Origin of the sequence: Nocardia sp. NPDC019219 (assembly GCF_040632645.1) — a bacterium.
Classification (GTDB): domain Bacteria; phylum Actinomycetota; class Actinomycetes; order Mycobacteriales; family Mycobacteriaceae; genus Nocardia; species Nocardia sputorum.
Map to the genome: position 1 here is coordinate 302,438 of NZ_JBEYCG010000001.1, position 23,976 is coordinate 326,413.

At 67.6% G+C, this 23,976-nt stretch carries 26 protein-coding genes; 9 read left to right on the plus strand and 17 right to left on the minus strand.

Going from position 1 to position 23,976, the window contains the following annotated elements; translation table 11 throughout:
* Positions 1 to 138: 138 nt before the first annotated feature.
* On the minus strand, positions 139 to 939 hold the full coding sequence (locus ABZ552_RS01405) for a hypothetical protein (protein WP_357435158.1): 801 nt from the start codon (positions 937 to 939) through the stop codon (positions 139 to 141).
* Positions 940 to 1,038: 99 nt separating this feature from the next.
* A complete protein-coding gene (locus ABZ552_RS01410) occupies positions 1,039 to 1,569 on the minus strand; it encodes a lipoprotein LpqH (RefSeq protein ID WP_281876319.1) in 531 nt (176 codons plus the stop codon).
* A gap of 333 nt (positions 1,570 to 1,902) precedes the next feature.
* Between ABZ552_RS01410 and ABZ552_RS01415 the strand changes: the two genes are divergently transcribed.
* A complete protein-coding gene (locus ABZ552_RS01415; RefSeq protein WP_281876320.1) occupies positions 1,903 to 2,973 on the plus strand; it encodes an XRE family transcriptional regulator in 1,071 nt (356 codons plus the stop codon).
* A gap of 26 nt (positions 2,974 to 2,999) precedes the next feature.
* Positions 3,000 to 3,527 (plus strand): hypothetical protein, encoded by a 528-nt coding sequence (locus tag ABZ552_RS01420; protein ID WP_281876321.1) that lies wholly within the window; start codon positions 3,000 to 3,002, stop codon positions 3,525 to 3,527.
* Between the two features lie 146 nt (positions 3,528 to 3,673).
* Here the strand turns inward: ABZ552_RS01420 and ABZ552_RS01425 are convergent, their stop codons facing one another.
* From ABZ552_RS01425 to ABZ552_RS01435, 3 genes are all read right to left on the minus strand, one after another.
* Positions 3,674 to 3,880, minus strand: coding sequence for a DUF397 domain-containing protein (locus tag ABZ552_RS01425; RefSeq protein ID WP_281876323.1), 207 nt, complete (start codon positions 3,878 to 3,880; stop codon positions 3,674 to 3,676).
* Positions 3,870 to 4,688, minus strand: coding sequence for a DUF5753 domain-containing protein (locus ABZ552_RS01430; RefSeq protein ID WP_357435530.1), 819 nt, complete (start codon positions 4,686 to 4,688; stop codon positions 3,870 to 3,872). The genes ABZ552_RS01425 and ABZ552_RS01430 overlap by 11 nt, the downstream gene beginning before the upstream one ends.
* Before the next feature lie 365 nt (positions 4,689 to 5,053).
* The gene (locus tag ABZ552_RS01435) at positions 5,054 to 7,681 is read right to left on the minus strand and encodes a tetratricopeptide repeat protein (protein WP_357435161.1); all 2,628 of its coding nucleotides are present in this window, start codon (positions 7,679 to 7,681) and stop codon (positions 5,054 to 5,056) included.
* Positions 7,682 to 7,777: 96 nt separating this feature from the next.
* Here ABZ552_RS01435 and ABZ552_RS01440 point away from each other — a divergent pair, with 96 nt between their 5' ends.
* Positions 7,778 to 7,972 carry a hypothetical protein gene (locus ABZ552_RS01440; RefSeq protein ID WP_281876326.1) on the plus strand — a complete coding sequence of 65 codons (195 nt, stop codon included), beginning with the start codon at positions 7,778 to 7,780 and terminating at the stop codon, positions 7,970 to 7,972.
* A 229-nt stretch (positions 7,973 to 8,201) separates the two neighbouring features.
* Here ABZ552_RS01440 and ABZ552_RS01445 read toward each other — a convergent pair whose 3' ends face one another.
* The 3 genes from ABZ552_RS01445 to ABZ552_RS01455 form a co-directional block, all read right to left on the minus strand.
* Positions 8,202 to 8,639: a DoxX family protein gene (locus tag ABZ552_RS01445; RefSeq protein ID WP_357435163.1), complete on the minus strand. Its 438-nt coding sequence runs from the start codon at positions 8,637 to 8,639 to the stop codon at positions 8,202 to 8,204.
* A 111-nt stretch (positions 8,640 to 8,750) separates the two neighbouring features.
* Positions 8,751 to 9,245, minus strand: coding sequence for a carotenoid oxygenase family protein (locus ABZ552_RS01450; protein ID WP_281876328.1), 495 nt, complete (start codon positions 9,243 to 9,245; stop codon positions 8,751 to 8,753).
* Positions 9,246 to 9,278: 33 nt separating this feature from the next.
* Positions 9,279 to 10,085: an LLM class flavin-dependent oxidoreductase gene (locus ABZ552_RS01455; RefSeq protein WP_281876329.1), complete on the minus strand. Its 807-nt coding sequence runs from the start codon at positions 10,083 to 10,085 to the stop codon at positions 9,279 to 9,281.
* 243 nt (positions 10,086 to 10,328) lie between these two features.
* Here ABZ552_RS01455 and ABZ552_RS01460 point away from each other — a divergent pair, with 243 nt between their 5' ends.
* On the plus strand, positions 10,329 to 10,976 hold the full coding sequence (locus ABZ552_RS01460; RefSeq protein ID WP_357435165.1) for a hypothetical protein: 648 nt from the start codon (positions 10,329 to 10,331) through the stop codon (positions 10,974 to 10,976).
* Between the two features lie 31 nt (positions 10,977 to 11,007).
* Here ABZ552_RS01460 and ABZ552_RS01465 read toward each other — a convergent pair whose 3' ends face one another.
* The 3 genes from ABZ552_RS01465 to ABZ552_RS01475 form a co-directional block, all read right to left on the minus strand.
* Entirely contained in the window at positions 11,008 to 11,490 is a 483-nt protein-coding gene (locus ABZ552_RS01465; RefSeq protein ID WP_357435167.1) for a DinB family protein, read from the minus strand.
* A gap of 355 nt (positions 11,491 to 11,845) precedes the next feature.
* Entirely contained in the window at positions 11,846 to 12,295 is a 450-nt protein-coding gene (locus ABZ552_RS01470; RefSeq protein WP_357435169.1) for a hypothetical protein, read from the minus strand.
* Between the two features lie 125 nt (positions 12,296 to 12,420).
* Positions 12,421 to 12,783, minus strand: coding sequence for a hypothetical protein (locus tag ABZ552_RS01475; protein WP_357435171.1), 363 nt, complete (start codon positions 12,781 to 12,783; stop codon positions 12,421 to 12,423).
* A 255-nt stretch (positions 12,784 to 13,038) separates the two neighbouring features.
* Between ABZ552_RS01475 and ABZ552_RS01480 the strand changes: the two genes are divergently transcribed.
* The 5 genes from ABZ552_RS01480 to ABZ552_RS01500 all read left to right on the plus strand — a co-directional run bounded on the left by ABZ552_RS01480 (position 13,039) and on the right by ABZ552_RS01500 (position 18,657).
* Entirely contained in the window at positions 13,039 to 14,391 is a 1,353-nt protein-coding gene (locus ABZ552_RS01480) for a hypothetical protein (protein WP_357435532.1), read from the plus strand.
* A complete protein-coding gene (locus ABZ552_RS01485) occupies positions 14,391 to 15,407 on the plus strand; it encodes a hypothetical protein (protein ID WP_357435172.1) in 1,017 nt (338 codons plus the stop codon). The genes ABZ552_RS01480 and ABZ552_RS01485 overlap by 1 nt, the downstream gene beginning before the upstream one ends.
* A 1-nt stretch (position 15,408) precedes the next feature.
* Positions 15,409 to 16,935 carry a tetratricopeptide repeat protein gene (locus ABZ552_RS01490; RefSeq protein WP_357435174.1) on the plus strand — a complete coding sequence of 509 codons (1,527 nt, stop codon included), beginning with the start codon at positions 15,409 to 15,411 and terminating at the stop codon, positions 16,933 to 16,935.
* A complete protein-coding gene (locus ABZ552_RS01495; protein ID WP_357435176.1) occupies positions 16,932 to 18,188 on the plus strand; it encodes a CHAT domain-containing protein in 1,257 nt (418 codons plus the stop codon). The genes ABZ552_RS01490 and ABZ552_RS01495 overlap by 4 nt, the downstream gene beginning before the upstream one ends.
* A 220-nt stretch (positions 18,189 to 18,408) precedes the next feature.
* On the plus strand, positions 18,409 to 18,657 hold the full coding sequence (locus ABZ552_RS01500; RefSeq protein ID WP_281876340.1) for a hypothetical protein: 249 nt from the start codon (positions 18,409 to 18,411) through the stop codon (positions 18,655 to 18,657).
* Positions 18,658 to 18,686: 29 nt separating this feature from the next.
* Here ABZ552_RS01500 and ABZ552_RS01505 read toward each other — a convergent pair whose 3' ends face one another.
* From ABZ552_RS01505 to ABZ552_RS01530, 6 genes are all read right to left on the minus strand, one after another.
* Positions 18,687 to 19,091, minus strand: a complete 405-nt coding sequence (locus ABZ552_RS01505; RefSeq protein ID WP_281876341.1) for a nitroreductase family deazaflavin-dependent oxidoreductase — start codon at positions 19,089 to 19,091, stop codon at positions 18,687 to 18,689.
* A 96-nt stretch (positions 19,092 to 19,187) separates the two neighbouring features.
* Entirely contained in the window at positions 19,188 to 20,027 is an 840-nt protein-coding gene (locus tag ABZ552_RS01510) for an alpha/beta hydrolase (RefSeq protein ID WP_281876342.1), read from the minus strand.
* 33 nt (positions 20,028 to 20,060) lie between these two features.
* Positions 20,061 to 20,357 carry a hypothetical protein gene (locus ABZ552_RS01515; protein ID WP_357435179.1) on the minus strand — a complete coding sequence of 99 codons (297 nt, stop codon included), beginning with the start codon at positions 20,355 to 20,357 and terminating at the stop codon, positions 20,061 to 20,063.
* 99 nt (positions 20,358 to 20,456) lie between these two features.
* Entirely contained in the window at positions 20,457 to 21,182 is a 726-nt protein-coding gene (locus ABZ552_RS01520; RefSeq protein ID WP_159846500.1) for an amino acid ABC transporter ATP-binding protein, read from the minus strand.
* The gene (locus tag ABZ552_RS01525; protein WP_281916292.1) at positions 21,183 to 22,979 is read right to left on the minus strand and encodes an ABC transporter substrate-binding protein/permease; all 1,797 of its coding nucleotides are present in this window, start codon (positions 22,977 to 22,979) and stop codon (positions 21,183 to 21,185) included.
* Between the two features lie 148 nt (positions 22,980 to 23,127).
* Complete coding sequence (locus ABZ552_RS01530; protein WP_281916291.1) at positions 23,128 to 23,922, minus strand: LLM class F420-dependent oxidoreductase; 795 nt, start codon at positions 23,920 to 23,922, stop codon at positions 23,128 to 23,130.
* Positions 23,923 to 23,976: the final 54 nt, after the last annotated feature.

Below are 23,976 nucleotides of genomic sequence, written 5' to 3' on the forward strand. Positions count from 1 at the left end.
CAAATTGCCGGACCGCCAGACCTGGGAACAGACGAAAGCCGCGCCGGTTCGATGATCTCGAATCGACGCGGCATTCGTGTCGGAAGGCGGCTTCCTCGTTCTCGGTGGGACCGGCCCGGATCTCGTCCGGCCCACCCATCAGGCGTTCACCGGAAGGGCGATGACGACCTCGCTCTCGTCCTCGGGCAGGTAGTGCGCCCGCAGGATGCGACCCACCTGCACCTGGGCGACTCCGGCCGGGGCGAGGAACTTCGTCACCCGAGTGGCGAAGGTGGAGCCGTCCGGCCGGGTGACCACCAGCCCGAGTTCGACCTCGGAGTGCCCATCGCGGATCGTGCCGGTGACCGACAGCGACTGCACCACCGCCTGGGTGGCGATGCCGCGCTCGGCGATGTCGAGCTTGCGCCGGGTGGTCATGCCCTTGCGGATCAGCGACTCGTTCATCGCGTGCTGCGCGGCGGACGCGTCGCCGGACAGGTCGACCTCGACTCGGTCGGTGCGGCCGGGCAGGTAGCGCACCGGAAGCACCACCCCGGCCCGCAGCAGGGCCAGTTCGGTGAACGGCACGATCATCTTCGCGGAGGAGTGGAACATCTTGCCGTCCGCGCCTTCGACGCTGAACTCGATGTGGACCTGCGGCTGATCGTTGACGGTGACGCCGGTCTGCCGCACCGACCGGACGGTGCCCAGGCCGGTGAGCCCGTCACGGAACTCCGCGCTGTTGCGGCCGGTCAAGGCGCTCATGATCCCTTCGCCGGTGAAGGCGAAGACCATGGGGACCAGGGTGAACGCGATGATCGGCAACGCCATCTCGAAGCCGAGCCAGCCCATTCCAGAGGGCTCCCAGTCGCTGGTGGGGACGTAGGTGACGGCGTGGTAGACGTAGTAGCCGATCGCGGCGGCACCGAGGGCGAGGGCGAGCAGACGGATCTTTTTCATGACATTTCCTTTTCGGTGTGTGGTTTCAGGGTTCGCCGCGCCCCGTCATCCCTGTGGTTCGAGCGGGATGACGGGGCGGACCGGGAGAGCATGCGGCGATCAGGCGCCGACGATGGACGAGCAGGCGAAGGTGATGTCGAACTTCGAGGTCTTCGGGGCGGCCAGCGGGTTGGTCAGGTCGGGGGCGCCCACGCCCTCGCCGGTGACCTTGAAGGTGTTGCCGTCCTTGACGACCTTGGCGGAGCCGCCCGGCATGCCGTTGCCGAAGCCCACCGCGTACGGCAGGCCGTTGTCGCCGCCCTTGCTACCCGCGATCCCGACCGCCTGCACGGTGTCGTCGCCGGTGATGGTCGCGCTCACCGTGAGGTTGCCGTAGGCGGAGTTCGCGGTGTCGGTCAGCGCGAGCGCCAGGGTGCCGCCCTGCTTGGCGCACGTGGTGTCGAACTTCGCGTCGAAGGCCTTGCCGTCGACCGAAGCGACCGACTTCCCCGCCGGAGCGGCCGGCTGCGCCGAGGACGGCGCGGGCGCGGCGGGCGAGCTGCCCTTGCTGTCACCGCAGCCGGTGAGCACGGCGACCGCGGCGGTGGCGGCGAAAGCGGCGGCGGCGATGCGGAGCGAAGTGGCGTTCATGGTCTGTCCTTGTCGTTTGCGGAGCCGAGGCCCCTGGTTCTGTTTCCCCGGCCCCTCGTGTGGGGCCGATGAGAAAAAGGTACGAACGATCCGCGCCCTACCGATCCCAGGTTTTCCGCGTTTGTGCAGGTAGACGACGTGCGACGAAAGCGATGGGGACCGGCCGAGGCCCTCGAACGCAGCGACACCTGCCGGTCGAACTCAGCCCCGCACCGGCGACGGCAACGACCTCGTCGACAACCGACCCGGCCACGGCGTCGAGCCCTTATGAGCAGGATCCGGTTCTGGCAGTCCACAGCTGCATGTGGGAAAATCCCACATATGGACGGGAAGGTGCTCGGTGAGCGGATCGCAGCCGCGAGGAAGAGCCTTGACCTCACACAGGACCATCTCGCGAACCGCGTCGGCATCGAGCGCACTGCGCTCGGGAGGATTGAGAAGGGCGAGCGCAAGGTGTCCGCGGTCGAACTTGTGGACTTGGCCGCGGCGCTCGACACCCCGCTGTCGTGGTTCGTGCGCGACCCGCTGCCCGCCGTGGTCAGCCGCCGCTCCGAAGCAGGGCCGACACACGAGTCCACCGCCCGGCTGGATCGCGCACTGGAGGTGTTCTCCGGTGACGTCGCTGCACTGGTGACCACGGGCGTGATCAAGGCCATTGCCGACCGCCCGACCTGGCAGACCCCGCAGTCGCATGCCGACTGCGAAAGCATCGCAGGCAAGGTGCGGGAACGCCTCGGTGTAGGTTCTGAGCCGTTGTACGAACTCGCCCGCGCCGCCGAGACATTCGGCCTGTACTCGTGCTCGCTGCCGCTCGGCGGTGGCGGGGCGGATGGCGCTCTCGTGGAGGTGGAACGGGGGTGTGCAGCCGCGGTGATCGACGGTGACGCAAAGCCGGGGCGCCGCCGGATGTCACTGGCGCACGAACTCGGACACTGGCTGTTCGGCGACGCCTACGATGCTGCCGCTGCCGACGCCGAGCGGATGATCAACTCGTTTGCCGCGTACCTTCTCGCTCCCCGGGCGGGTGTCACGATGCTGTGGCAGGACCATCTCACGGACTCGGTGCGTGACCGAACGATCCGTGTCGCCGGCACGTATCGGATGTCATGGTCGTCAGTGATCCTGCATCTGCGGAATCTGAATCTGATCAGCGATGACGAGTACCGCTCCATGGAACGACGCAACCCGGTGCCCGGGGAGTTCGCAAAGCTGGCGATCGTCCGTGATACCGACGAACTGCGCGCGCCGTCGGTATCACCCGGGATGACCGCCGCGATCATCGACGCATACGTCGACCGGCGGATGACTGCGGCGAGAGCAGTGGAACTGTTGCGTGGTGGGCTCATCGACGACGATCTCCCGCCGCAGCGGGCGGAGACGGCCGCCGACTACGCGAGCCTGTGACCACACCGGAGGGGCCCCGCTGGGTGATGGATACCTCGACCTTCACTCACTTCTGCCGCGCCGGCCACCAAGACATCCTTCGCCGACTCGCCCCGCAGGGACTGATCCTGATCCCCGACACCGTGAACGGCGAGGTGGAGGAGGGCCGCGACCGCGGATACGACATCCCGTCGATCACGGAACTTCCTTGGGTCGAACTCGGGGTTCTGACGTTCGAGGAAGCGGATACCCAACTCCAAATCAAGGTCGACATGCCGTCGATGAAGGGAGACGGGCCACGCAAGAACCTCGGTGAGTGCGCTGTGCTCGCGTGTGCCGTCCACCGGCAGATGGTGGCCGTGATCGACGATCGCGACGCCCGGTCCCAAGCGCGTCAGCGCGGCGTGCGATTTGTCACGTCGATGTGGATCATCGCCGAAGCTTGCAAGACCCTCGACGACATCGACTCCGAGGCAGCCGAGCGGATCTACGAAAACCTGCTCGCTACCCACATGCGACTCCCGACGGTCGAGAGTTTCGTTGGCTGGGCATACGAGGTAGGTCTCCTTCCCTGATCTTGCCTCCGCACCTGCCTGTTCGCTGGCCCGGGTTCGAACGCAGAGGGGCCGGTCAGTCTGGACCGGCACCTATACAGATGCAGAAAACGGCCCGGCCCCTGTCCTTTCGAGGACAGCGGGCCGGGCCGCGGTGATCCCTACTGCTACGAGCGCTTGGACTCGCCGTCGTTCACGCCAGCGGTGAACGCGTCCCAGTCGCCGGGGGTGAACACCAGCGCCGGGCCGGTCGGGTTCTTCGAGTCGCGGACGCCGACCATGCCGCCTTCGAGGTGCGCGACCTCGACACAATCCTTCGCCCCGCTGCTGCGGCTACTCTTGAACCACTTCGCACTGGATAGGTCAACGCTCACTGTCATACTCCTTCGCGATCTTGAAGATGAGGGTTCGACTGCCTGCCTCATCCAGCGCCAGACGGTCCAGTTCTGCGCAGGCTTGACGGTACTGCCGGATCTCGTCTGCGTTCTCAAGGTACAAGTCGCCCAGGAAACCTTGCACATAGACCACCGGTGGCACCGTCAAATCTGCGGTCGGGTGGCGCGGAAACTCCATCAGCACGAATATGCCGACCAGAAGAGCGCGGTACGCACCAACTGTCGCCGGCACGACGCGGATCGATACGTTCGGCAACTCCCCGACCTCCAACAAGTGGCGGAGTTGGGCAGTCATGATTTCAGTGTTTCCTGTCGTGCGTCGAAGCACAGACTCATCGACAAACACATGAAAGGTAAGGGGATTGCGTTCGTCGGTGAGCCGTGATTGGCGTTTGAGTCCGACCTGCAACATGCGTTCGGCATCCTCGGCAGGCTTGTTCGGGAACTCCGTCCAGATCAGCGCACGCTTGTACTCTTCAGTGTGCAGCAGGCCCGGCAAGAACGTCGTCTGGTACGACGTGATCCGGTTGGCGGCATCCTCTAGACCGACGAACAGGTTGAAGTCCTTCGGGATCGTGTCCTCGGCGAATGCCTGCCACCAGCCTTTCGCACCCTTCGTTTCCTTGACCAGCTCCAGGAAGACCTGAGTTTCCTTCTCAGTGGCGTTGTAGAGCTGACACAGTCGCTCGATCAGGACCGGGTTGAAGCGGACCGGTTGACCGGTCTCCATCTTCCAGATCGTTGATCGGGCGGAGGCGATCGCGGTAGCTGCGGCATCTCTCGTGATGTCGGCGCGCTACCGTGGCGCGCGAGCACCAACCGGCCCTCGACCACACCCGAGAGCAACCGTCACCGCACCCGGAGCAGCCTGACGTGCGCCTAGCGGTGGTGATCGACGGCCACCGATTGGACTTCGCCGCCTGCCTCACCTCCGCCTTGTGGTTCCTCCAAGAACAGCACCGGCGAAGGTTCGTCGACTCCGTCGAGGTGATCCCAGGCGACACAACCGGCTTACGCCGGTTGCCGAACGAGCGACTGTACGACGGACCGTGCACGAAGCGCGACCACGCGCCTCAACTCCTCACCTGAATCCGTAGTCTGAGCAGTGCGTCGGAGAACTGAACGATTTTTTACTCTCCGGCTGCCTGACCTTCAACTTTCGGCGTCGTCGCGCTTCCCGCGTTTCTCAACCAAGTGGTCGAGTTTGTCCACGATGTACGCATGGTCGGCGCTGGTGTGGATCGCGTGGTGGTACCAGGTTTCGGCTTCGTCGAGATCGCCCCTTGCCTGGAAGAGGTCACCGAGTTCGACCATGGCGTATGCATGGTATTCGGTGGTCGTGGTGCCAGTGTCAGTGTTGAGGGCGCGGCGATACCAGGCTTCGGCCTCGGCGAAATCACCCCGCGCCTGGAAAAGGCCACCGAGTTTAACCATGGCGTACGCATGGTCGGGTTCGGCGTTGATCGCACGGCGGTACCAGGTTTCCGCCTCGGCGAAATCACCCCGTGTCCCGAATAGGTCACCGAGGCTCTCCATAGCGAATATGTAGTCGGGGTCAGCGTCGATCGCGCGGCGATACCACGTTTCGGCCTCGGCAAGATCACCCCGCTCCTTGAACAGGTCACCGAGTTCGACCATGGCGTATGCGTAGTCGGGATCAGCGTCGATCGCGCGCCGATACCACGTTTCGGCCTCGGCAAGATCACCCCGCTCCTTGAACAGGTCACCGAAGCTGCACATGGCGTACGCGTAGTCGGGATCAGCGTCGATCGCGCGCCGATACCACGTTTCGGCCTCGGCAAGATCACCCCGCTCCTTGAGCGCGTTGCCCAGCATGCTCATGGCGTATGCGTAGTCGGGGTCGGCGTCGATTGCGCGGCGATACCACGTTTCGGCCTCGGCAAGATCACCCCGCCCCTTGAACAGGCCACCGAGTCTGACCATGACAAATGCGTGATGAACATCGGTGCCGGTGCCGGTGTCGGTTTCGAGGGCGCGGCGGTAATAGGTTTCAGACTCAGCGAAATCACCGCGTTTGCTCAGTAGGTGGCCAAGCATGACCATGGCGTATGTGTAGTCGGGGTCGGCGTCGAGAGCGCGGCGGTACCACGTTTCAGCTTCGGCGAGTTCACCCCGCCTCTCCACTAGGTGGCCGAGGTTGGTCATGGAGAGCGGGTCGTTGATAGTGGTTCGGCGCCACATTGTTTCGGCGATGTCGAGTTCTCCACGCAGGTAGGCCTGGTAGCCGACCCTTCTCAGGGTGTGGGGTTGCGCCTGCTGGGTGGTGGTGTGCCAGAAATCTGTCGGGATGGGGCGGTGTGGATGGTTTTGTCCGTCGTCGGCGGCGATGAGGTAATCGAATGCTGTGAAGGTGCGGGAGCGATCCGGGTTGCGGCCGGATTGCAATGCTGCGACTCTTCCTACCTGCTCGGTGGGGGTGCAGGCGGTCTGAATCGCGGCTTTCACGTCAGCGTCGGTGATGTCGAGGTCGGCACGTTGTCCATCGATACGGGCCAGGGCCAGCTCGGTGAGGACGGTTTCCGGGACGGGATCAGGTTGTCCGATGCGACTCCAGTCGACGGCGACTTCGATGACTGTGCGGAGGACAGGTTCGAGGATGCGGGCGGCGTCGTAGCGACGCAGAAGTTCCGGAGCACCAGCCAGGACCTCGGCAAGCCCGTGCCGGTCGAGGGGGAGAGACGGGTAAGCAACCGCCGCTTGGGCTTGCTCGGCGGGGTCTTCGCTGGTCGATGCCAGTTCTATGCGGCAAGCCTGGTCGAGGACAGCCCTGATGTCGCGAGTCAGTTCACCGCCGTTGTCATCGCGGAGGCGGGCGAGGGCTTCGCTGCGAAGGGTCGCGGCGACCACGGTGCGGGCGGGGCGGTCGTTCAGATGGGCGAGCAGGGCGGGGGTGAGGGGGTGCTCGGCGGTCAGGAAATCCTGCAGGTTTTCCAGCCAGACCACGATCACCTCCGTACTGGTGGTGAACCGTGGATGCTCGGGGACGCGGTGCAGCGTATTGGGGTGGGGAACCAGCACCCGAGCGTGCGGCAGCATGCGACGTGCGGCTTCGAACAGGGTTCTGGTCTTACCGGCCTTCGACGGTCCGGTGATGACGACGATCCGTTGCTCGACCAAGGCGGTGGCGACCCGTGTATCCACGTCGCGAGCGGTACGAGCAACGTACTCATCGAGTGCAGCGAGACCGTCATGGGCATCTTCGGGTTCGCCGAACCGGTTCGGCGTCGCACCCAGCCGGTACGGGGTCAATGCCTCCACACGGGGGAGATCCCCTTCGTCGAGTTGCTCTACCAGCCCTGCCCATCCCGGCATCCGGGTGCTCCCCACAGCGGCCGTCGGGGGATCGGCGGGTACGGCCGCGGCGGCGTCGCGGCGAGCCAGCCAGTCTTCCCGGGTGCGACGGTCCAGATGCGCGCGATCGGCCAGGCGACCGGCGCGGCGCAGGAAGTACTCCACCACCGTGATCAGCTGGTCGTCGTCGCGTGGCACCGTGCGTTGCACGGCAGGGTTGGTGGGAAACCAGCTACGCAACGTCGATTCCGGTACCCCGGCTCCCCGGGCGATCGCCTGCACTGACAGCGGCCGCTTTGCCGATGGTGATCGCGCCGCCGCCCGGGCCGCGTCCAGGGCGGTGAAGAATTCCTCCCGCGCACCCTGCTCGGCCATCATCGCTGCCCGAAGAAGCGCGAGTCGCGACGGCTCGGCACGACTCGCGAACAGGTAATCAGCCGAAAACCCACCCCTGACATGCGCATTCATGCACTCTAACGATTCACGGGGTTCGCTGGAACACCACCGTGCGGGCTGTGCTGGAACTCGACCCAGTTCGAAACCAGCCCCAGGAGAACCACAGCCATGCATCCCACCCTGCGTAAGACACTGCTGATCACCATCGCACTACTGCTCGGCATCATCACCGGCATGGTCAACGCCCTGCTCACCCATTTCGGAGGGGGCCACGTCACCGACACGATCCGCGACGGCGGCATCGGGTTCACCGGCACCACGGCCTTCGTCTTGGTGGTGATGGCCTATATCGGAGTCCTCTGAACCGCGCGCATCCCAGATACAACCGATCTCGATCGAACCCACGGCTGCGCTCGGCGTGCTCGTCGGCGGCGATGCCATGCACTGCCACCTGGTGCGGCGCCCAGGCCGGGCCGCCGCGAACCAGGTGGCCGCTGGATCGATCGCCGCCAACCCGACGGGCGATCGATGCGAAACGCACGATCGGCGATCGGTGGTTGGGCCCCGATCGCCGGTCGTGCTTATGGGTTCGTCATCGCGAGAGCGCGTTACGCAGATCGGTGACGGTGGCGCGGCGCTCGTAGGCGATCCAGGCGAAGATCGCGGCGAGTACCAACGGGAAGATCGCCATCGCGGGCTTGTCGGCGATCAAAGCCTGCGTCCCGGCGGCCAGCACGGTAAGAACGGACAGACCCACGGCGGCCAGGGCACTGAGCCGTGGCACCATAAGGCCGATACCGCCCGCGACCTCCACGACTCCGATGAAGATGAGCAGTCCGAGGGGGATGGTCAGATTCTCGGGGGCATTGTCCGTCAAGGTGTTCGGTATCACGAGCTTCGGCCCGCCGGAGGCGATGATGAAGAACAGGCCGAGCAGGATCTGCAGGGTCCACAGGACGCGGTTGCGGGCCTTGCCGGGACGGTCGGTGACGTCGGCGGTGAAGTTGGCGGTGGGGTTGGCACTGGTCATTTCCGGTCCTCTGGTCGGTCGCGCCGGGTTGGTAGCGCGTTCAACAGATAGGACGGAGCACCGTCCGAAAACTCATCGCCGTTCGTGAAGATTTTTTTCGAGACTCCCGTGCTACACCACTGTCTTGGATGTGGGTATCCAGGTCCCGTGGAAGCCGTTGGGGACTCGCACGGGCAGATGGATTTCGGCGACCGGTGCGGCGGCGAGGTCGGTTGCGTCGAGGATCAGCAGGTAGCTGGTTCCACGGGCGCGGTCGTGGGCGAAGGTGAGCAGGTATCCGTCGTTTTCACCGGTGGTGGCGTGGCGGGGGACGAAGACGGCCTCGCCACAGGTGTGGTTGTCGGGCAGCTGGTGGGTATGGCGGGTGACGCCGCGGGTGAAGTCGTAGCGATAGATGCGGGAATGCGGCGGTCGGGCATCGAGGGAGAAGCTGGTCACGTATCCGAAGCGGTGCGCGCGCCCGATCGCGGTGTCGGCGACTCGGGGGTATTCCACGGCCACGTCGTCGATCTGCTCCTCGACGACCGTGCCATGGGTCAGGTCCAGCCTCCACTGGTGGAGGCGGGGCAGGCCGCCGCTGGTATCGGCGCTGCCGCCACGCCACACTTCGTCGTCGGCTCGACGGCCTCAGCCGCCCCGCTAACGTCCGCTGAGTTCGGCGACGACCGGAGCGAATCTCTCGGCGAAGTCGGCGCCGAAGACGAAATAGGAGAAGCCGATCTCCTCCCGTCGGCGCTGGATCTCCTCGGCGGCGGCCGCCGGATCGTCCGGAAGTACGGTCAGTGCGTCCGCCGCACGCCACGCGGCGGGGTCGGTGTCGGGGGGCGCCATGTGCGGCGCGACGGTGTCACCGATAACCGGAACGGCGAGCGCCAGTTCGGCATCCCCGATGGCGCGGAACTCGCGTGCCAGACGCTCGACTTCGCCCCGAGGCTGATCCCCCAGCACGAAGGTGACGGTGTCCGCGACCTCGGCCGCCAACGCCCGGGCCTTCGGACCGTATACGGCCATCGCTACGGGCGTGTGACGGTCGGGGCCGTCGAGATCTCGCAGCCTCCTGACGGTCTCACGGATCTGTGCCAGCCGCTCGTTCGGCGGCGGTACGGCGGGCTGTCCCTTGTCGCGGAGCTCGTCCTCGATTCCCGGCCTGCCCGTGCCGATGCCCATCTCGAAGCGACCGTCGGTCAGCAGCGACAGCGAGTGCGCTTCCCACGCCGTCAGCCAGGCCGGGCGGAGCGGAGAGGCGTACACCCACGTGCCCACGCGCAGGTCGGTCAGGGCCGCGACGGTGGCCAGCATCGGGCCTGGCGCCGGTTGCGTCTGCGGGAAGTCGGGCACCAGCAACGTCGAGTAGCCGCTGTCGGCGATGCGGCGCACGCGGTCTCGCCACGTCGGCACGTCAGTCCTGAGCGGGGCAACGACCCCGAACCGAAACGGTCTCGTCATGCCTGAATTCCTCTCCGCTTTGCGAGATCATCTGGCACCCACCCCTCGGGAAGGTCCATGATCATGTCCTTACAGACATCGACGGCGGATACCCCCGAAACTCATCGGTGCAGCCGGATCGTGTACCTGCGAACGCCGGGAACTCGGCAACACGGGGCGGCTTCCGGGGATCGGCGGGCACCTGGACGGATAGTTGTGCGGATGCCGATAGGAGCCGATTCGGTTGCTGTAATACTCGGTCTGATGGACATCCGATCTGTCCCCGCGACCGTATTGCGTGAGCGGCTACGCCACGTCCGGTGGATCGGTGGGGGCAGCGGCGCAGGCAAGACGACGATCGCACGCGATCTCGCGACGCGGCACGGGCTGCGGGTGTATTCGACCGATGAGGCGATGCGCGACCACGCGGCCCGCAGCACCTCCGATGACGCGCCATTGCTCAGCCGCTTTCTAGCGATGGATATGGACGAACGCTGGGTGAACCGATCACCTGAGACGATGCTGGAGACGTTCCACTGGTTCGACGGTGAGGGTTTCGGGTTCATAGTCGAGGACCTGCTGGGTATGTCTGCCGAAACCGGTGTCATCGCCGAGGGGTTCCGCCTGCTGCCACGATTGGTCGCGCCCCTGCTCACGACCGTTGAGCACGGCGTGTGGCTGCTGCCGACACCCGAGTTCCGCCGGGCCGCATTCGACCGGCGCGGCTGGGACATCCCCGGCAGGACAAGTCACCCGCAGCGTGCCGCGCAGAATCTGCTCGACCGCGACCGGTTGTTCACCGACCGCATTCGCAACGAGACCACCCGCCTGCATTTGCCCGCTATCGAGATGGACACCGCGATGACCGAAGCTGATGTGACCGACGCGGTCGGCCGGATATTTCGGCTTTGAACCGGCGGGCCATCCACGGGAGCCAGGTCGATCATCGGGCCTCGATCTGTTCGCGCAGGATGTCTCCGTGGCCGGCGTGCCGGGCGAACTCGGCGGTCATGAACATATAGATCCAGCGAAGGCTGACGACGACTCCCTTGTGTGGATGCTCGCGGGTCTCGTCCAGGGGGATCCGCGCTGCGATAGACCTGGCTCGGGCGCTTGCGCGTTCGAACTCCGCGATCACCTCGGTCACCGTCTCGTCATCGCCCACCTCGAACCCTCCGTGTGCCCACAGCGGGCCGTCACAGTCGTCGTCGGTGAGTCGTCCGAGCGTGCGCTGGAACCACATCCGCTCGGCGAACGCGGCGTGTTTGATCAGGGCTATCGGCGTTGTCAGCGAAGGTACGAGCCGGCTCCTGGCGTCGGTTTCCGACAGGCCGCGCGCCGTATCGATGAGATCGGCGCGTGCCTGGTCGAGCATGGTCTCGAGCAGTTCTCGTTCGGTGCCGGTGGTGCGGATCGAAGTGATCATCGGAGACTGGTCCTCCCTCGGCCGGTCCGGCACGCGCCAGACAGACCGATCTGCTGGTGGTGATTCGGAGACGGTTCGCCGGCAAGACCGGCGCCGGGGTGGTCGCATGCTTCGCGACCAGGAATCCTGATTCGGTCGGCGACGGGTTCGTAGCCCACGTCAGAAGCGGGCGCGCCGGACCAATGACGAATCTACCACTCGCCGTTGCGGTGCGGCGGCCCGGTGCTACACCCGATGCTGAATCGACGAACCCCGCACCACCATCACCACCGGCGTTGTCGAAGCCGACCGCAACGCCCTCGTCATCGGCGCTACCTGACACTGCCGCCCATAGCTGGTCCAGTCGGCCGCTATCTCACCTGCCCTGGTTGGCGATGAACGCCTGTACGGCGTCGAGGAACTCCGGGCCGCCCGCGGCGTACCCGCCGACGGTTCCACCGATCAGCACACCCACGGGGATGCTGACGCCCCAGATCAGGGGCATGCACGCCCCGAGGAGGCCGCCCACGATGGCGCCGCCGACGACGCCGGGGAGATTTTTGTTGATCTGCTCCTTGAGCCGGTCGTAGGAGCTGATGTCCTGCGGTTGCGCGGTATCTTCCGCTGTGGGAGTCGGTGTCGGGGTGCGGTCGTCCACAGCGTTGTACTGGTAGTTGATGCCATGATCCGAACCGGAAGTCGCGTCCTCCGCAATCACCGCGGTCGGCTGCTCCGCAACGACCGGTTCCGCATGGGCGGTGGCCGCGGCTATACCCACGGCCGAGATGGCCAGGAAAACGGCAGCGGTGATTTTCTCGAGCTTCATCTTCGAATCCCTCCACTCAGCTGCCCCGGATGGGCGGACCGAGTCAGACCTTAGGCGTCGAAGTCAAAAGTGTGGGTATGCCACACGCAGTTCGAAGTCACCGAGCCCGCACTTCGACACCGGCCCTAGCCGCGATAAATCTCGACATAAGCGTTGGTCGCCACCGCGACCACACCGGGACCCGTTCCCGTGCATCCCGTGGTGATGCGCTGGCCGGTCGGCGTGAAGGGGTAGCTCAGCGCTTGGTAGGAGCCGACGCCGTACTGCGGGAACGGCCCGCTGGCGTAGAGGCCGAAGCAGTCGACATGCAAGACGTAGTCGCTTCCTCCGTCGGGTCGGCAAGTCGCCGACGCACCGAAAAGATCGCGCTCGACGACGCAATCCTGCGGCGCCGCTTGGGCGGTCCCGTAACCGGCAATAGCGACGAAAGCCAGACCCGAAACTCCAGCGGCCGCGATGCGTACGGCGGCAGTAATAACATTCTTCATGAAAATGCCTCCTGTTCCACGGTGTCTTCGACCTTCAGCGGCCGGATGTTACGGCCGCTGGATCCGAAAACGGCAGCGGTACTTATGTCCTTGCAGCGATACCGCGGAGCCCCTCTCAACACATGGGTACTCCGCGCATGTAGCGCGCCCTGATTCGTGCGCGAACGACGCCGAAGAATCCGTCGTGAGCTCGCCGCGAACACACCGGGACCGCGTCGCGGCCAATACACTGCACGCATGCGACGACCGCGCGCCATGGTGCTCGATGAGGTGTGGCGCAAGCTCGGCGGTGTCGAACCGCTCAGCGGCCCGCACGGGGGTCCGCTGCGCCGGACCGTGAAACTCCTGCTCGACCCGCTGGTGATCCGCCCCGTGCAGCATCCGCTGTGCGCCGGGCCGATCCTGACGGCGGACGGCGCGGTGTTGCTGGAGGCGCGGATCCAGGCCGCGGCGGATGTGCTGCGCGCGACGGCGGCCTGGTTCACGGTGCTCAAACAGGTGCGGCGCACGCTGCGGATCACCGAGGGGCATCCGCAGGATCTGTACTTCCAGCGTTGTTTCGAGCTGGCGACCACTTCGGGCATGCCGGACCCGGAGCGGGCTCGCGCGGTCGCGGAGGACGCGCTGCGCGAAATCCACGAGTACACCGCGGGTCGCACCACGCAGGCGCTGAAGGAGTACCTCACCGACCACAACCGGGAACGGGAGCTGGCCGGGCTGCTCGAGCTGGCCTGGCGGCGGCGTCCGATCACCGGCCCGCCGGGCGGCGACCACGACGCCGAAGTGGACGAGCTGCTGGAAGCCTGTGCGGCGGCACGGCTCGGCGCCGACGCCGACGGACAGCGAATCCTGGACGGGCTGGTCGCGACCCATGCCGGTACCCACACGGGGATCCGGTTGTGGCAAGACGCATCCGATCATTCCGCTCAGGAACTGGGGTTGACCGCGCATCCGGCGCCGCAACGCCCCGCGATCGGCTCCTCGGCCTCGAAATCGTCCCTCGGGCTCCCCTTCGATCGCACCGTGTACGAGCGGGTGTTCACCGTGTTGCAGGCGTCCACCGATCGCGCGGAGCTGCCGCCGATCCCCGAGCTGGTCGACGCCGAGATCGCCCGCAGTTGCGCGCCGTGGGCGCTGCTGGACGAGTCGCTGCGGGTGACCGCGACGGCGGGAACCGCGCTCGCGACCGGCTTGGCTCCCATCGAGCACCGCCGCGGACCGTCGACGGGACGACCGCGTCTGCGTCTGGCCGAAACGGGGACCACGCGTTCCACGGCGCATCAGGTGGTCAACAGCCGCTGGCAGCGGGAAGCCTATGTGCTGCAGGCGCGGCGGCTGGTGGTGTCCGCCGAGCCGCCCACGGGTCCGTTGGCCGCCATCGCCGCCGAGCTGATCACGCCGTGGCGGCCGTACCTGCGCCGATTGTGGGTGCGCCTGCACGGCAGGGATGTCCGGGAGTTCGCGATCTACGATCCGGACGAGTTGTGGGATCTGCTCGACGGAGTGGCGCGGTCGGTGATCCTGGACCATCGCACGCGGGTCAAGCGGGCACTGAGCGTGCGGGTGAGCGCCGGTGAGCCGGACGCGGCGGAATCGAAGGCGAGCTGATGACGACCGTACGCATCCGCCGTCGAGACGACCTGTGGATCATCGCGCCGGACGACGCGCCGACCGTCGTGGACGACGCGGCCGGAGTGGACGTGCTCGTGCTCGAGGTGGCGGGCGGCCATTTGACGTGGGGCCTGCTCAGCGGGCAGGTGACCCCGGCGGCGGTGATCGACGACCTGGCCCTCGCGCAGGAGTGGGTCTGGGCGGTGTACGGCGCGGAGGTCTCCCTCGCCCTCGACGAACCAGCGGGCGAAGGGGAATACGAGGCCGAGCCGGCGCTGCCGGATCTCGCCGCCCGCGCTTGGCGGCTGGGTTACGCCCGCTGGGCGGCGCGCTGGTGGCCCGCGTCGACGTTGGACGACATCGCCCCGCTGGACGAGGGCCTGCTCGAGGACGAGATCGCCGCGCTCAGCGAAGAATGCGACCTGATCGTCGACGGCGCCGACGCGGCTCCGGAAGAACCCGCGGCCACCGAAACACTCGGCCGCGCGGAGGATTACGCGCTGGCGGCCGGGCCGGCCACCCTCGCCGCGCCCGGCGCTCTCGTCTTGGCGCGGGGCACCGCGGGCTGGGATTGGCAGCGCTGCCCGCCCGGCCTGCTCGACGCCTCGGAAAGCGCTGTGTCCTGGGAAGTGGTGCGCACCGCGGAGACCACGCTCGTGCGGGTGAGCGCGGTCGCCGCCCCGCTCGCGCCCGCCGACATCCCGGCGCACCTGCATCCCCGCGCCGGAATCCGCACCCCGGCGGACACCGCCGATGTGCCGCTGATCCGAGACGGCGAACTCTGGCGGGCCGAGACCGCGGCCCCGGCCGGTGCGGAAGCGGGCGTGAGCGTGCACGTCTACGTGCCGGGTGTCGGCGTGGACGAACCGGAGCCGGACGCCGCGAACCGGCGCGCACGAATCCGTGACCTGGTCACAGCGCGACTGCGCCGCACGGACGACGCACCCGAGAACCCGATGGACGCGCCGCTGCTGGCGGAGATAGCCGCCGCCGCGTCGGATTCGGACTTCTGACATGGCCGACGAGACGCCCGACGACGGCCGGGAAGTGCTCGCGGCGGGCGCCGCCGCCTACACCCGTGGGGACCCGGCCGAGGCCAAGCGCCTGTTCGAGGATGCCGCCGAACGCACCACCGGCGACATCCGGCTCGGCGCGATCATCAACGCCGCGAGCATGGCCGACGAACTCGGCGACCACGCCGCCTCGCTCGCCCTCTACCGCTCGGCACTGGCCGAAATGCCCGCGGACGCCCCGCGATTGCGGCCGAACGCCCTCGTCAACATGTCGCAAGCGCTCCAGCATCTCGGCGAGCTGGACGCGGCGCAGGCGGCGCTGGAACAGGCACGAGCCTTACTAGCCGACAACACCGACACCGATCTCGGCGTACTGCGGGTGGCCTGCCTGCTCTCCCTCACCGCCGTCGCGTTGCACCGCCAGAGCTGGGCCTACGCCGCCGAACTGGCCACCGAGTCACTCGCGGCGGCACGCCGTTTCGCACCGCAACTGGCCGGCCATCCACTGATGAACCTGGCGGCCACGTACTTCGAGACCGGCCGCCGCGACCTGGCCGTCGATTTCGCGCGGCAAGCCCTCGCCGCGTTCGAGTCCGCGGGCGATCGCAACGCGGTCGCCGAGACCGAACAGAATCTCGCCACCATGCTCGTCCGCCTCGAGCGCTACGACGAGGCGGAGGCGCCGCTGCGCTCCAGTCAGGCATATTTCGAGCGAGCCGGGTTGGAGCACCGGGCCGGGATCGGTCGCAAGATCATGGGGTTTCTCGCCGAGGGCCGCGGTGATCCGGCGAGTGCGCGCGACTGCTACGAGCGGAGCTTGGCGTATTTCGTCGCGTCCGGCGCGGTGCTCGATGCCGCAGACCTGCGCATTCGCGCGGCGACCCTGGCGTTCAAGGCCGGGCGGGTCGACGAGTGCGAGCAACTGCTCGCGGCGGCGTTCGCGATCTATGCCGAACGCGGCCTCGGCCTGCACTGCGCCCAGCTCGATTTCTGGCACGCGACGCTGCTGGAAGGCGCGATCAGCGCGACCGCGTCGCCGTCCGCGGAGTTGCTCGGGCGTGCTGTCGGCATCGCCGTTCCCGCCGCGCTGGCCATCGACGCCGTCCGTCACACGTTGCCGAACGGCACGCAGCGCGAGCAGTGGAACCGGCAGATCGCCGATCCGGCGATGCGGTTGGCGTTCCGCTTCGCCTACCTTTCCGGCAATGGTGTCCTCGTCGCCGACTTGATCGAAACCCAATGCGCTGGAACAGCTTTGGCCTTGGATCGAACGGAGCGGGTTGCTCCCACCCGGCTTCCACTGGAATTGCCGGATCCACCGGAGGACTTCACCGATCACCCCGGTAGCGTCGCCCTGCAACTGGGCGCCGCCCTGGCCGAGGTCGCGGCGGGCGCGGGCCTGCCGGTCGCCCCGCCGCCGCGCCTGGCCCTGGCCGCGGAAGGACGGATCGCGCTCGCGCCGTTCATCGCCGCCGCCGAGCAGCGCTACGGCCGGGTGATCCGCGACGATCGGGTGCTGACGGTATGACGCGACCGACGGTGCTCGTCCGCATGGCGGACGCGGGAGACGTCTACGTGTCGTGGCGGTGGGTCGACGACAGCGCACCCCGGGGCGCGGGAGTGCTTCCGGAAGACGCGGCGATGCGTGCGGTCGCCCTGCTGGCCGGCGCGCTACCGCACCCCGCCGAGCCCGGCGGTCTCGAGCGGGCCCTCACCACCGGCGCGTTCGCCGACTACGAGCGCGAATACTCCGTGGCACAGGAGCTTTCCCGGGCGCTGCTGCCCTACGGCCTGGCCGCGCAGCTCTATGAGCTGTGGCAGCGCGGCGTGCGCCCGCATATCCGGCTGCAACCGTCACCGCGGGTCGCCCAGGTGCCGTGGGAGATCATCGCGCCGGACCGCGACGTCCGGTTGATCGACATCGCCGACGTCAGCCTGCTCGCCGCGGCGAGTGTGGTGCAAGCGCCGGGCCGGATCGCGCGCACCTGGACGGACACCGCCGGGGGGCCGGTCGTCGCGGTGCTGGATCCGCGCGTTCCCGGTTTCCGCGCCGATTCGGCGCTGGGTTCGGTGCTGGGCCGGATGACCGCCGAAGCCCCGCTCGCGCGACGCATGGCGGAGTACGCCGCGAACGGCCGCTTGCGGCCCGAGGCACGGGATCCGGTGTCGGCTTTCCGGCGCACCGATGTCGATCGCCAGTGGCTCGGCGCCGCCCTGCGCGCGGGCGCGAGCCGGTTGATCTACGTCGGGCACGTCTCCGCCGCCGCGCCGGAATCCGGTCGCAGCGAGGACGCCCAGTTGCACCTCGCCTGCACCGCCGATGCCGTCGGCTTCGCCGAACCGGCCCGCACGCACCGGCCGCTCTCGGCCAAAGACCTGCTGCTCGGCACGCACACCCTGGACGCGGATCCCGTCGCCGGTGCGCGGCTGTGGCCGATGCCGAGCCGGGTCGCGCTGATCGCCTGCGAGAGCGGCGGCGACCTCCGGTTCAGCGAAGCGCTCGGCCTGACCGCCGCGATGATCACCGGCGGCGCGGAACTGGTCACCGCGGGCCGGTGGGCGCTGCCCACGGATTTCGCCTTCCAGCGCGTCGCGGGCGCGCCCGCGCACGCCCTCCCGCTGCAGGAAGCCGTCTGCGCCATCGACGCGGCGCACGAACAACCGGATCCGGTGACCGCGCTGGCCGCATGGCAGCGCGACCGTCTGGCCGCATGGCGCGACACCGGCCGGATCGAGCACTCCCCGGTGCTCTGGGCGGCCTTCGCCACCGTGTGCGCCTGATTCGGGCAAACCATGCCCTCCGGTCTCCATATACCTGTCTACGTGCGGCGATGCCGTGAGAACGAATCGAAAACGGGTAACGCTACTGATGCGCAAACCGACACTCAGCGTCGAACGTGTGGATAAGCTCGAACGCCTCAGCCATCACGATTCCCGATCAGGAGACGTAGTTACACCAGTCGGATGACCGCCTCGACCGGCCTCTGAGGAGCCCATCACAATGCGCTACTACGCCGTCTACGACAACGACGGAAACATCGCCACCATCCTCGGACAACCTGACGACGCGCCGCCGTTGCGCCCCGCCGCCTTGCACCGGGGACAACGGCTCACCGAACTGGCCCTACCGGAAGGGGTCGTCGACCCCGCCGACCCGGACAACTTGACGGTTCTGCTCGACCTGGTCGCGGACCGGCGAGCCGACGCGGCCACTGCCCGCGCTCGCTCCGACACGCACGCGAGCCGCTAGCCCACCGGCAGGGCGACGCCCCCGGGTCCTCAGGCCCGAGTCAGCGCGACCACCGGGATGATCCGGGAAGTCTGCATCTCGTGTTCGGCGAAGAACGGATAGGTGTTCTTCAGCATCGTCCAGGTGCGGGCACGGTCCTCGCCGGTAAGCGGGGTGGCCCGCGCCGGATAGCCCTCGCCGCCCACCTCGACGGTGACGCGCGGGTCCGCGCGCAGGTTCAGGTACCAGTCGGGATGTTTCGGCGCCCCGATGTTGGACGCCACGATCAACAGCCGGTCGCCGTCGCGGTGGTACATCAGCGGGGTGGTGTACGGGACGCCGGTTCTGCGGCCGGTCGTGGTCAGCAGGATCAGACGGTCGCGTTGCATGCCGTCGATCGCGCCGCCCGCGCGGAACTGCGCGATGGTTCGCCGATTGACTTCCTGGACGTCCACGGTTCACCTCCCTCGGCCTCGGTGCGCGAGTCTCAGCCTTCCCTCTGGTCGCAGCCCTGTCCGGGAAACGCCGGGATCGGCGGCGCAGCAGCGCATTCAGTCCCGATGGGCGAGCAGGTGCTGGATCAGCAGCCGGGTCAGCGCCTCGGGCGCCTCCTCGGGAACCCAGTGCGAGACGTCCTCGAGCATCTCGAACCGGTACGGGCCGGACACGTATTTCCCGGTGGCCAGCGCCGCTGTGGGCCCGACGGTCGCGTCCTCGGTGCCCCACACGTACAAGGTGGGCACGCACGCCGGACCGATCGGACCCGCTAGATCCATGGCGCGATACCAGTTCAGCGCCGCGGTGAGCGCGCCCGGCCGCGCCAGCCTGCGCACATACTCCTCGACGCGTTCCTCCGGGATCTTCCACTCGAAGATCCGGCGCAGCGCGGCGCAATCGTCGGCCAGCAGGGTCCGCTCCGCGGTCCGGGGCCGGCGCAGCTCGGTCAGGTGGTGCGAGCGCTGCGCTTGGTCCTCGTCCTCGGCCATCGCCTGCTGGAGTGCGGCGGGATGCGGATGCGACACCGCGGCGAAGGTGCGGATCCGCTGCGGCAGTTCCGCCGCCACCGCCCAACCGACCAGCGCGCCGCAGTCGTGGCCGATCAAGTCGAAGCGGTCCCACCCCAGCGCGTCGGCCACGGCGATCACATCGCCGGCCAGCTCCTCGATCCGGTAATCGGCCGGACGCTCGGGCCGCGCGCCCGGGGAATACCCGCGCTGGTCCGGCGCGACGACGTGGCACCCGCCGCCGCCGAGCACACCGAGCTGGAACTCCCACTCGCGCGCTCCCTGCGGAAACCCGTGCAGCAACAGCACTTCCCGGTCGCCGGGAGCACCGGCGGCCAGCACGTCGAAGGTTCCCGCCGCGGTGCGAATCTCGAGTTCGTCGATCACCCGCCCGACTCTAGGACCCGGTACCGACGCGACTCAGTGCTCGTCGAAGTGGCCGTCGTGCGGGGCGTGGCGGTGGCCGTCGTGCACGTAGTCGACGTGGTCGCCGTGCGGGACGGCCTCGTGGCCGCAGTTGGGGCCGTGCTGATGCGGATGGTCGCGGCATTCGGTGCGCTCGGACCGCTCGCATTCGTCGTAGTGACCTTGATGTTCGCGATGCAGATGACCATCGTGGGCGTAGTCGATGTGATCGCCGTGCTGGAACGCAGTGTGCCCGCAGTCCGGGCCGTGGACATGGTCGTGGCCGGTGTGCTGCGCATGTGCTGTGGTCATCGAATTTCCCTCTTTCCTGGCGCGGATAGCTGGAATCGTGATGACAGATACATTAGCAGATGCGCATCAATCAAGATTGCCTCGAGTGTGCTGGAGGGCTCAGAGCACCTGGGCGAGGAACCTCTGCAATCGCGGCGTCTGCGCGTCGTCGAACAGGGCGTCGGGCGTGCCGGTCTCCACGACCTGCCCGCGGTCCATGAACACCACGCTGTCGGACACCGTGCGGGCGAAACCCATCTCGTGGGTCACCACGACCATCGACATGCCGCCGGAGGCGAGGTCGGTCATCAGCGCGAGCACGCCCTTCACCAGCTCGGGGTCCAGCGCCGAGGTGGCCTCGTCGAAGAACATGATCTCCGGCCGCATGGCCAGCGCCCGCGCGATGGCGACGCGCTGCTGTTGCCCGCCGGACAGGTTCGCCGGACGCGCGTCCGCTTTGTCGGCCAGGCCGACGATCTCCAATTGCTCGACGGCCAGCGCCCGCGCCTCGTCCTTGGACAGGCCGCGCAGCTTGCGCGGACCCAGCGCGACGTTCTCCGCGACCGTCTTGTGCGGGAACAGGTTGAATTGCTGGAACACCATGCCGATGCGCTGACGCAACCGGTCCGGGTTCTCGGTGAGCACGGACTTGCCGTCCAGCAGCACGTCGCCCTGATCGGGCTCGTAGAGCCGGTTCAGCACCCGCAGCAGGGTCGATTTACCCGACCCGGACGGCCCGATGACGGTGGCGGTCTTGCCCGCGTCGACGTGGATGTCGATCCCGCGCAGCACGTGGTTGTGCCCCAGCGTCAGATGCAGTCCGGTACCGGTGAGGGAGGCACTCATCTATCCGCGCCCTTCCGTGATCGTGGCCGCCTCCACCTGGTCGATCGGCCGGTCGGGTCGGCCGGTGCGCATCCGGCGGTCGATGTAGTTCACCAAGTGGGTCAGCGGGATGGTCAGGATCAGGTAGACCAGCCCGGCCGCCACCAGCGGCGATAGATTCCCGGTCTGCGCGTTGAGATCGCGGCCGACGGCGAACAGCTCGCGCTGGGTGGCGAGCAGGCCGAGGAAGTAGATCAGCGAGGAATCCTTGATGAGGGCGATGAACTGGTTCATCAAAGCCGGGAGCACTCGGCGCACGCCCTGCGGGATCACCACCAGCGTCATCGCCTGGCGGTATCCGAAACCGATGGCGCGCGCCGCTTCCAGCTGCCCCGTCTCGACCGACTGGATGCCGGAGCGGAAGATCTCGCCGATGTAGGCCGAGGCGAGCAGCGCCAGCGCCACCGCGCCGAGCCAGTAGGGGTTGTTGCCGGTGAGGTTGCGCACCACCGGGCCGACGCCGAGACCGATCAGCAGGATGATCACCACGGCGGGCAGACCACGGAAGATGTCGGTGTACACCCGCGCGGGCCAGCGCGACCAGCGGGTGCGTGATATTCCGGCGACCGCGAGGAGCATGCCGAGGACGGTGCCGAGCGCACCCGAGACCACCGCCAGGATCAGCGTATTGGGCAGGCCGGTCTTGAACAGGTCGGGAAATGCCTTGCGGTACAGCGACCAGTCGAAGAACGTGTCCTTCAACTGCCGCACCGTGGACTTCGGCGCGTTCTGCGCGGTTTCGTCCTTCTGCTTGCCCGCGGCGAGCGCGGCGAAGTCCGGTAGCTGCGGCGCGGGGGCGGCCTTCGAGCCCGGCTTCCAGCCCGGCGGCAGCTGGCGGGGCACCCAGTCGGTGTACAGCTTGGCGTAGGTGCCGTCGGCGATCACCGCGTCCAGGCCGCTGTTGAGCGCGTCGATCAGCGGCTGATTGTTCTTGGCGACCGCGTAGCCCACGAAGTTGTCCAGGCTGAAGGTGTTCTGCGACACCGACGTTCCGTCACCCGGCTTGATCGCGCCTTCGGCTTGGGCGGAGGGGGCGACCCAGGCGTCCACCTGGCCGGATTTCAAATTGGCGTAAGCGGTGTTGTAGTCCGGGAACTTCACCGGGTCCAGCCGCAGCTGGTTCACCACGAATTCGTCCTGCACGGTGCCCTGCACCACCGCGATCCGGGTGTTCCGGTTCAGGTCGGCGAATCCCTTGACCGCGCTGCCGGTCGGCACCACCAGGGAGAAGTAACCGAAGTCGTAGCCGTTGGTGAAGCCGACCAGTTGGCGGCGCGCGTCCGTGGTGGTGATGTTGGACGAACCCACGTCGAAACGGCCGCCGGACACCTGGGCGAGCAGCCCGGCGAACTCGGTGCCGGAGAATTCCACCTGGAGGCCGAGCTTGGCGCCGATCGCCTTCAGCAGTTCGTTGTCGAAGCCGGTGAACGTGCCCTGCCGGTCGACGCAGATGCTCGGTGGCGCGTCCGACAGCGTGCCCACGCTGAGCTTGCCCGGGGTGATCAAACCGAGCTTCGAGACGTCGATCGAGGTCAGCGGCACGGTGGCCGCGGTGGTGTAGCGGTCGCTGCCCGCGGCGGCCGAGGAGGCCAGGTTGGTGGGCGCGGCGGAGGCCGCGGCCAGGCCGGGCGGTGCGCAGAGGTTGCGCTCGGTGACCGCGTCGTCGGAGCCGGAACCGCACGCCGTCGCGCTGAGACCGACGGCAAGCAATATCACGGCGATCAACGCACGAGACCGCACAGCGGGCAGAACAGCCATGACGGACAACCCTAGCCGTGGAAATCTGCTATTCCACAGCTACCCCGAGTCGGTGACCTCGGAAACCATGTGCGCCCGGCGGTCGAAAATTCCGATCATCATGATCCGAATTCCGGAGCGCAGCGGATCAGCCGGCAGGCAATCGGGCTCAGGCCAGCCCGCTGACCGGTTCCGGATTGACCTCGTCACGCCATCGCACGGCCTTCGCGACCTCGCTGAGGTCGTAGTCGGGGCCGCTGGCCCCGATGGTGAAGGTCGTCACGCCCGCCTCGACGAAGGCGGGCGCCTTCTCCAGGCCCGGCCACTGCACCGAGCGCTCGATGCGCGCCTGGTCTGCGCCGACGGCGGCGCAGTGTTCGGCGAGCACCTTGTTCTTGTGCGCGAGCACGTCCAGGTCGGCGAAGGTGTGCCACATGTCGGCGTACTGCGCGACCAGTCGCAATGTCTTCTTCTCGCCCCCGCCGCCGATGAGAATCGGCAGGTCGCGGGTCGGTCGCGGGTTGAGCTTCGGCAACCGGGAGCTGATCCGGGCCAGGGTCTCCTTCAGCAGCTCCAGTCTGCTGCCCGCGGTGCCGAATTCGTAGCCGTACTCGTCGTAGTCCTTCTCGAACCAGCCCGCGCCGAGGCCGAGAATCAGCCGGCCGCCACTGATGTGGTCGACGGTGCGCGCCATGTCGGCCAGCAGATCCGGATTGCGATAGCCACCGCCGGTCACCAGCGCGCCGATCTCCACCCGCTCGGTCTGCTCGGCGAACGCGCCCAGCATCGTCCAGCACTCGAAGTGCGCGCCGTCGGGATCGCCGGTGAGCGGGTAGAAGTGGTCCCAGTTGAAGACGATGTCGACACCCGCGTCCTCGCAGCGCAGCACCGCGTCGCGGATGAGCCGGTATTCCGGCGCGTGCTGCGGCTGTAGCTGAACTCCGATACGCACTGGACGACTCATGTGCACTCTCCTCGTCGCTCGGCCCGCCCCGCCCCGAGGCTACCGGGGCGGTGG

What these genes read in the sequence shown, in the direction of transcription:
- ABZ552_RS01405 (WP_357435158.1), bottom strand. Translation starts at nt 939, where the DNA reads ATGAAAAAGATCCGTCTGCTCGCCCTCGCCCTCGGTGCCGCCGCGATC.
- ABZ552_RS01410 (WP_281876319.1), bottom strand. Translation starts at nt 1,569, where the DNA reads ATGAACGCCACTTCGCTCCGCATCGCCGCCGCCGCTTTCGCCGCCACC.
- ABZ552_RS01420 (WP_281876321.1), top strand. Translation starts at nt 3,000, where the DNA reads ATGGATACCTCGACCTTCACTCACTTCTGCCGCGCCGGCCACCAAGAC.
- ABZ552_RS01435 (WP_357435161.1), bottom strand. Translation starts at nt 7,681, where the DNA reads ATGAATGCGCATGTCAGGGGTGGGTTTTCGGCTGATTACCTGTTCGCG.
- ABZ552_RS01440 (WP_281876326.1), top strand. Translation starts at nt 7,778, where the DNA reads ATGCATCCCACCCTGCGTAAGACACTGCTGATCACCATCGCACTACTG.
- ABZ552_RS01445 (WP_357435163.1), bottom strand. Translation starts at nt 8,639, where the DNA reads ATGACCAGTGCCAACCCCACCGCCAACTTCACCGCCGACGTCACCGAC.
- ABZ552_RS01455 (WP_281876329.1), bottom strand. Translation starts at nt 10,085, where the DNA reads ATGACGAGACCGTTTCGGTTCGGGGTCGTTGCCCCGCTCAGGACTGAC.
- ABZ552_RS01460 (WP_357435165.1), top strand. Translation starts at nt 10,329, where the DNA reads ATGGACATCCGATCTGTCCCCGCGACCGTATTGCGTGAGCGGCTACGC.
- ABZ552_RS01465 (WP_357435167.1), bottom strand. Translation starts at nt 11,490, where the DNA reads ATGATCACTTCGATCCGCACCACCGGCACCGAACGAGAACTGCTCGAG.
- ABZ552_RS01470 (WP_357435169.1), bottom strand. Translation starts at nt 12,295, where the DNA reads ATGAAGCTCGAGAAAATCACCGCTGCCGTTTTCCTGGCCATCTCGGCC.
- ABZ552_RS01475 (WP_357435171.1), bottom strand. Translation starts at nt 12,783, where the DNA reads ATGAAGAATGTTATTACTGCCGCCGTACGCATCGCGGCCGCTGGAGTT.
- ABZ552_RS01480 (WP_357435532.1), top strand. Translation starts at nt 13,039, where the DNA reads ATGGTGCTCGATGAGGTGTGGCGCAAGCTCGGCGGTGTCGAACCGCTC.
- ABZ552_RS01485 (WP_357435172.1), top strand. Translation starts at nt 14,391, where the DNA reads ATGACGACCGTACGCATCCGCCGTCGAGACGACCTGTGGATCATCGCG.
- ABZ552_RS01490 (WP_357435174.1), top strand. Translation starts at nt 15,409, where the DNA reads ATGGCCGACGAGACGCCCGACGACGGCCGGGAAGTGCTCGCGGCGGGC.
- ABZ552_RS01495 (WP_357435176.1), top strand. Translation starts at nt 16,932, where the DNA reads ATGACGCGACCGACGGTGCTCGTCCGCATGGCGGACGCGGGAGACGTC.
- ABZ552_RS01500 (WP_281876340.1), top strand. Translation starts at nt 18,409, where the DNA reads ATGCGCTACTACGCCGTCTACGACAACGACGGAAACATCGCCACCATC.
- ABZ552_RS01515 (WP_357435179.1), bottom strand. Translation starts at nt 20,357, where the DNA reads ATGACCACAGCACATGCGCAGCACACCGGCCACGACCATGTCCACGGC.
- ABZ552_RS01520 (WP_159846500.1), bottom strand. Translation starts at nt 21,182, where the DNA reads ATGAGTGCCTCCCTCACCGGTACCGGACTGCATCTGACGCTGGGGCAC.
- ABZ552_RS01525 (WP_281916292.1), bottom strand. Translation starts at nt 22,979, where the DNA reads ATGGCTGTTCTGCCCGCTGTGCGGTCTCGTGCGTTGATCGCCGTGATA.
- ABZ552_RS01530 (WP_281916291.1), bottom strand. Translation starts at nt 23,922, where the DNA reads ATGAGTCGTCCAGTGCGTATCGGAGTTCAGCTACAGCCGCAGCACGCG.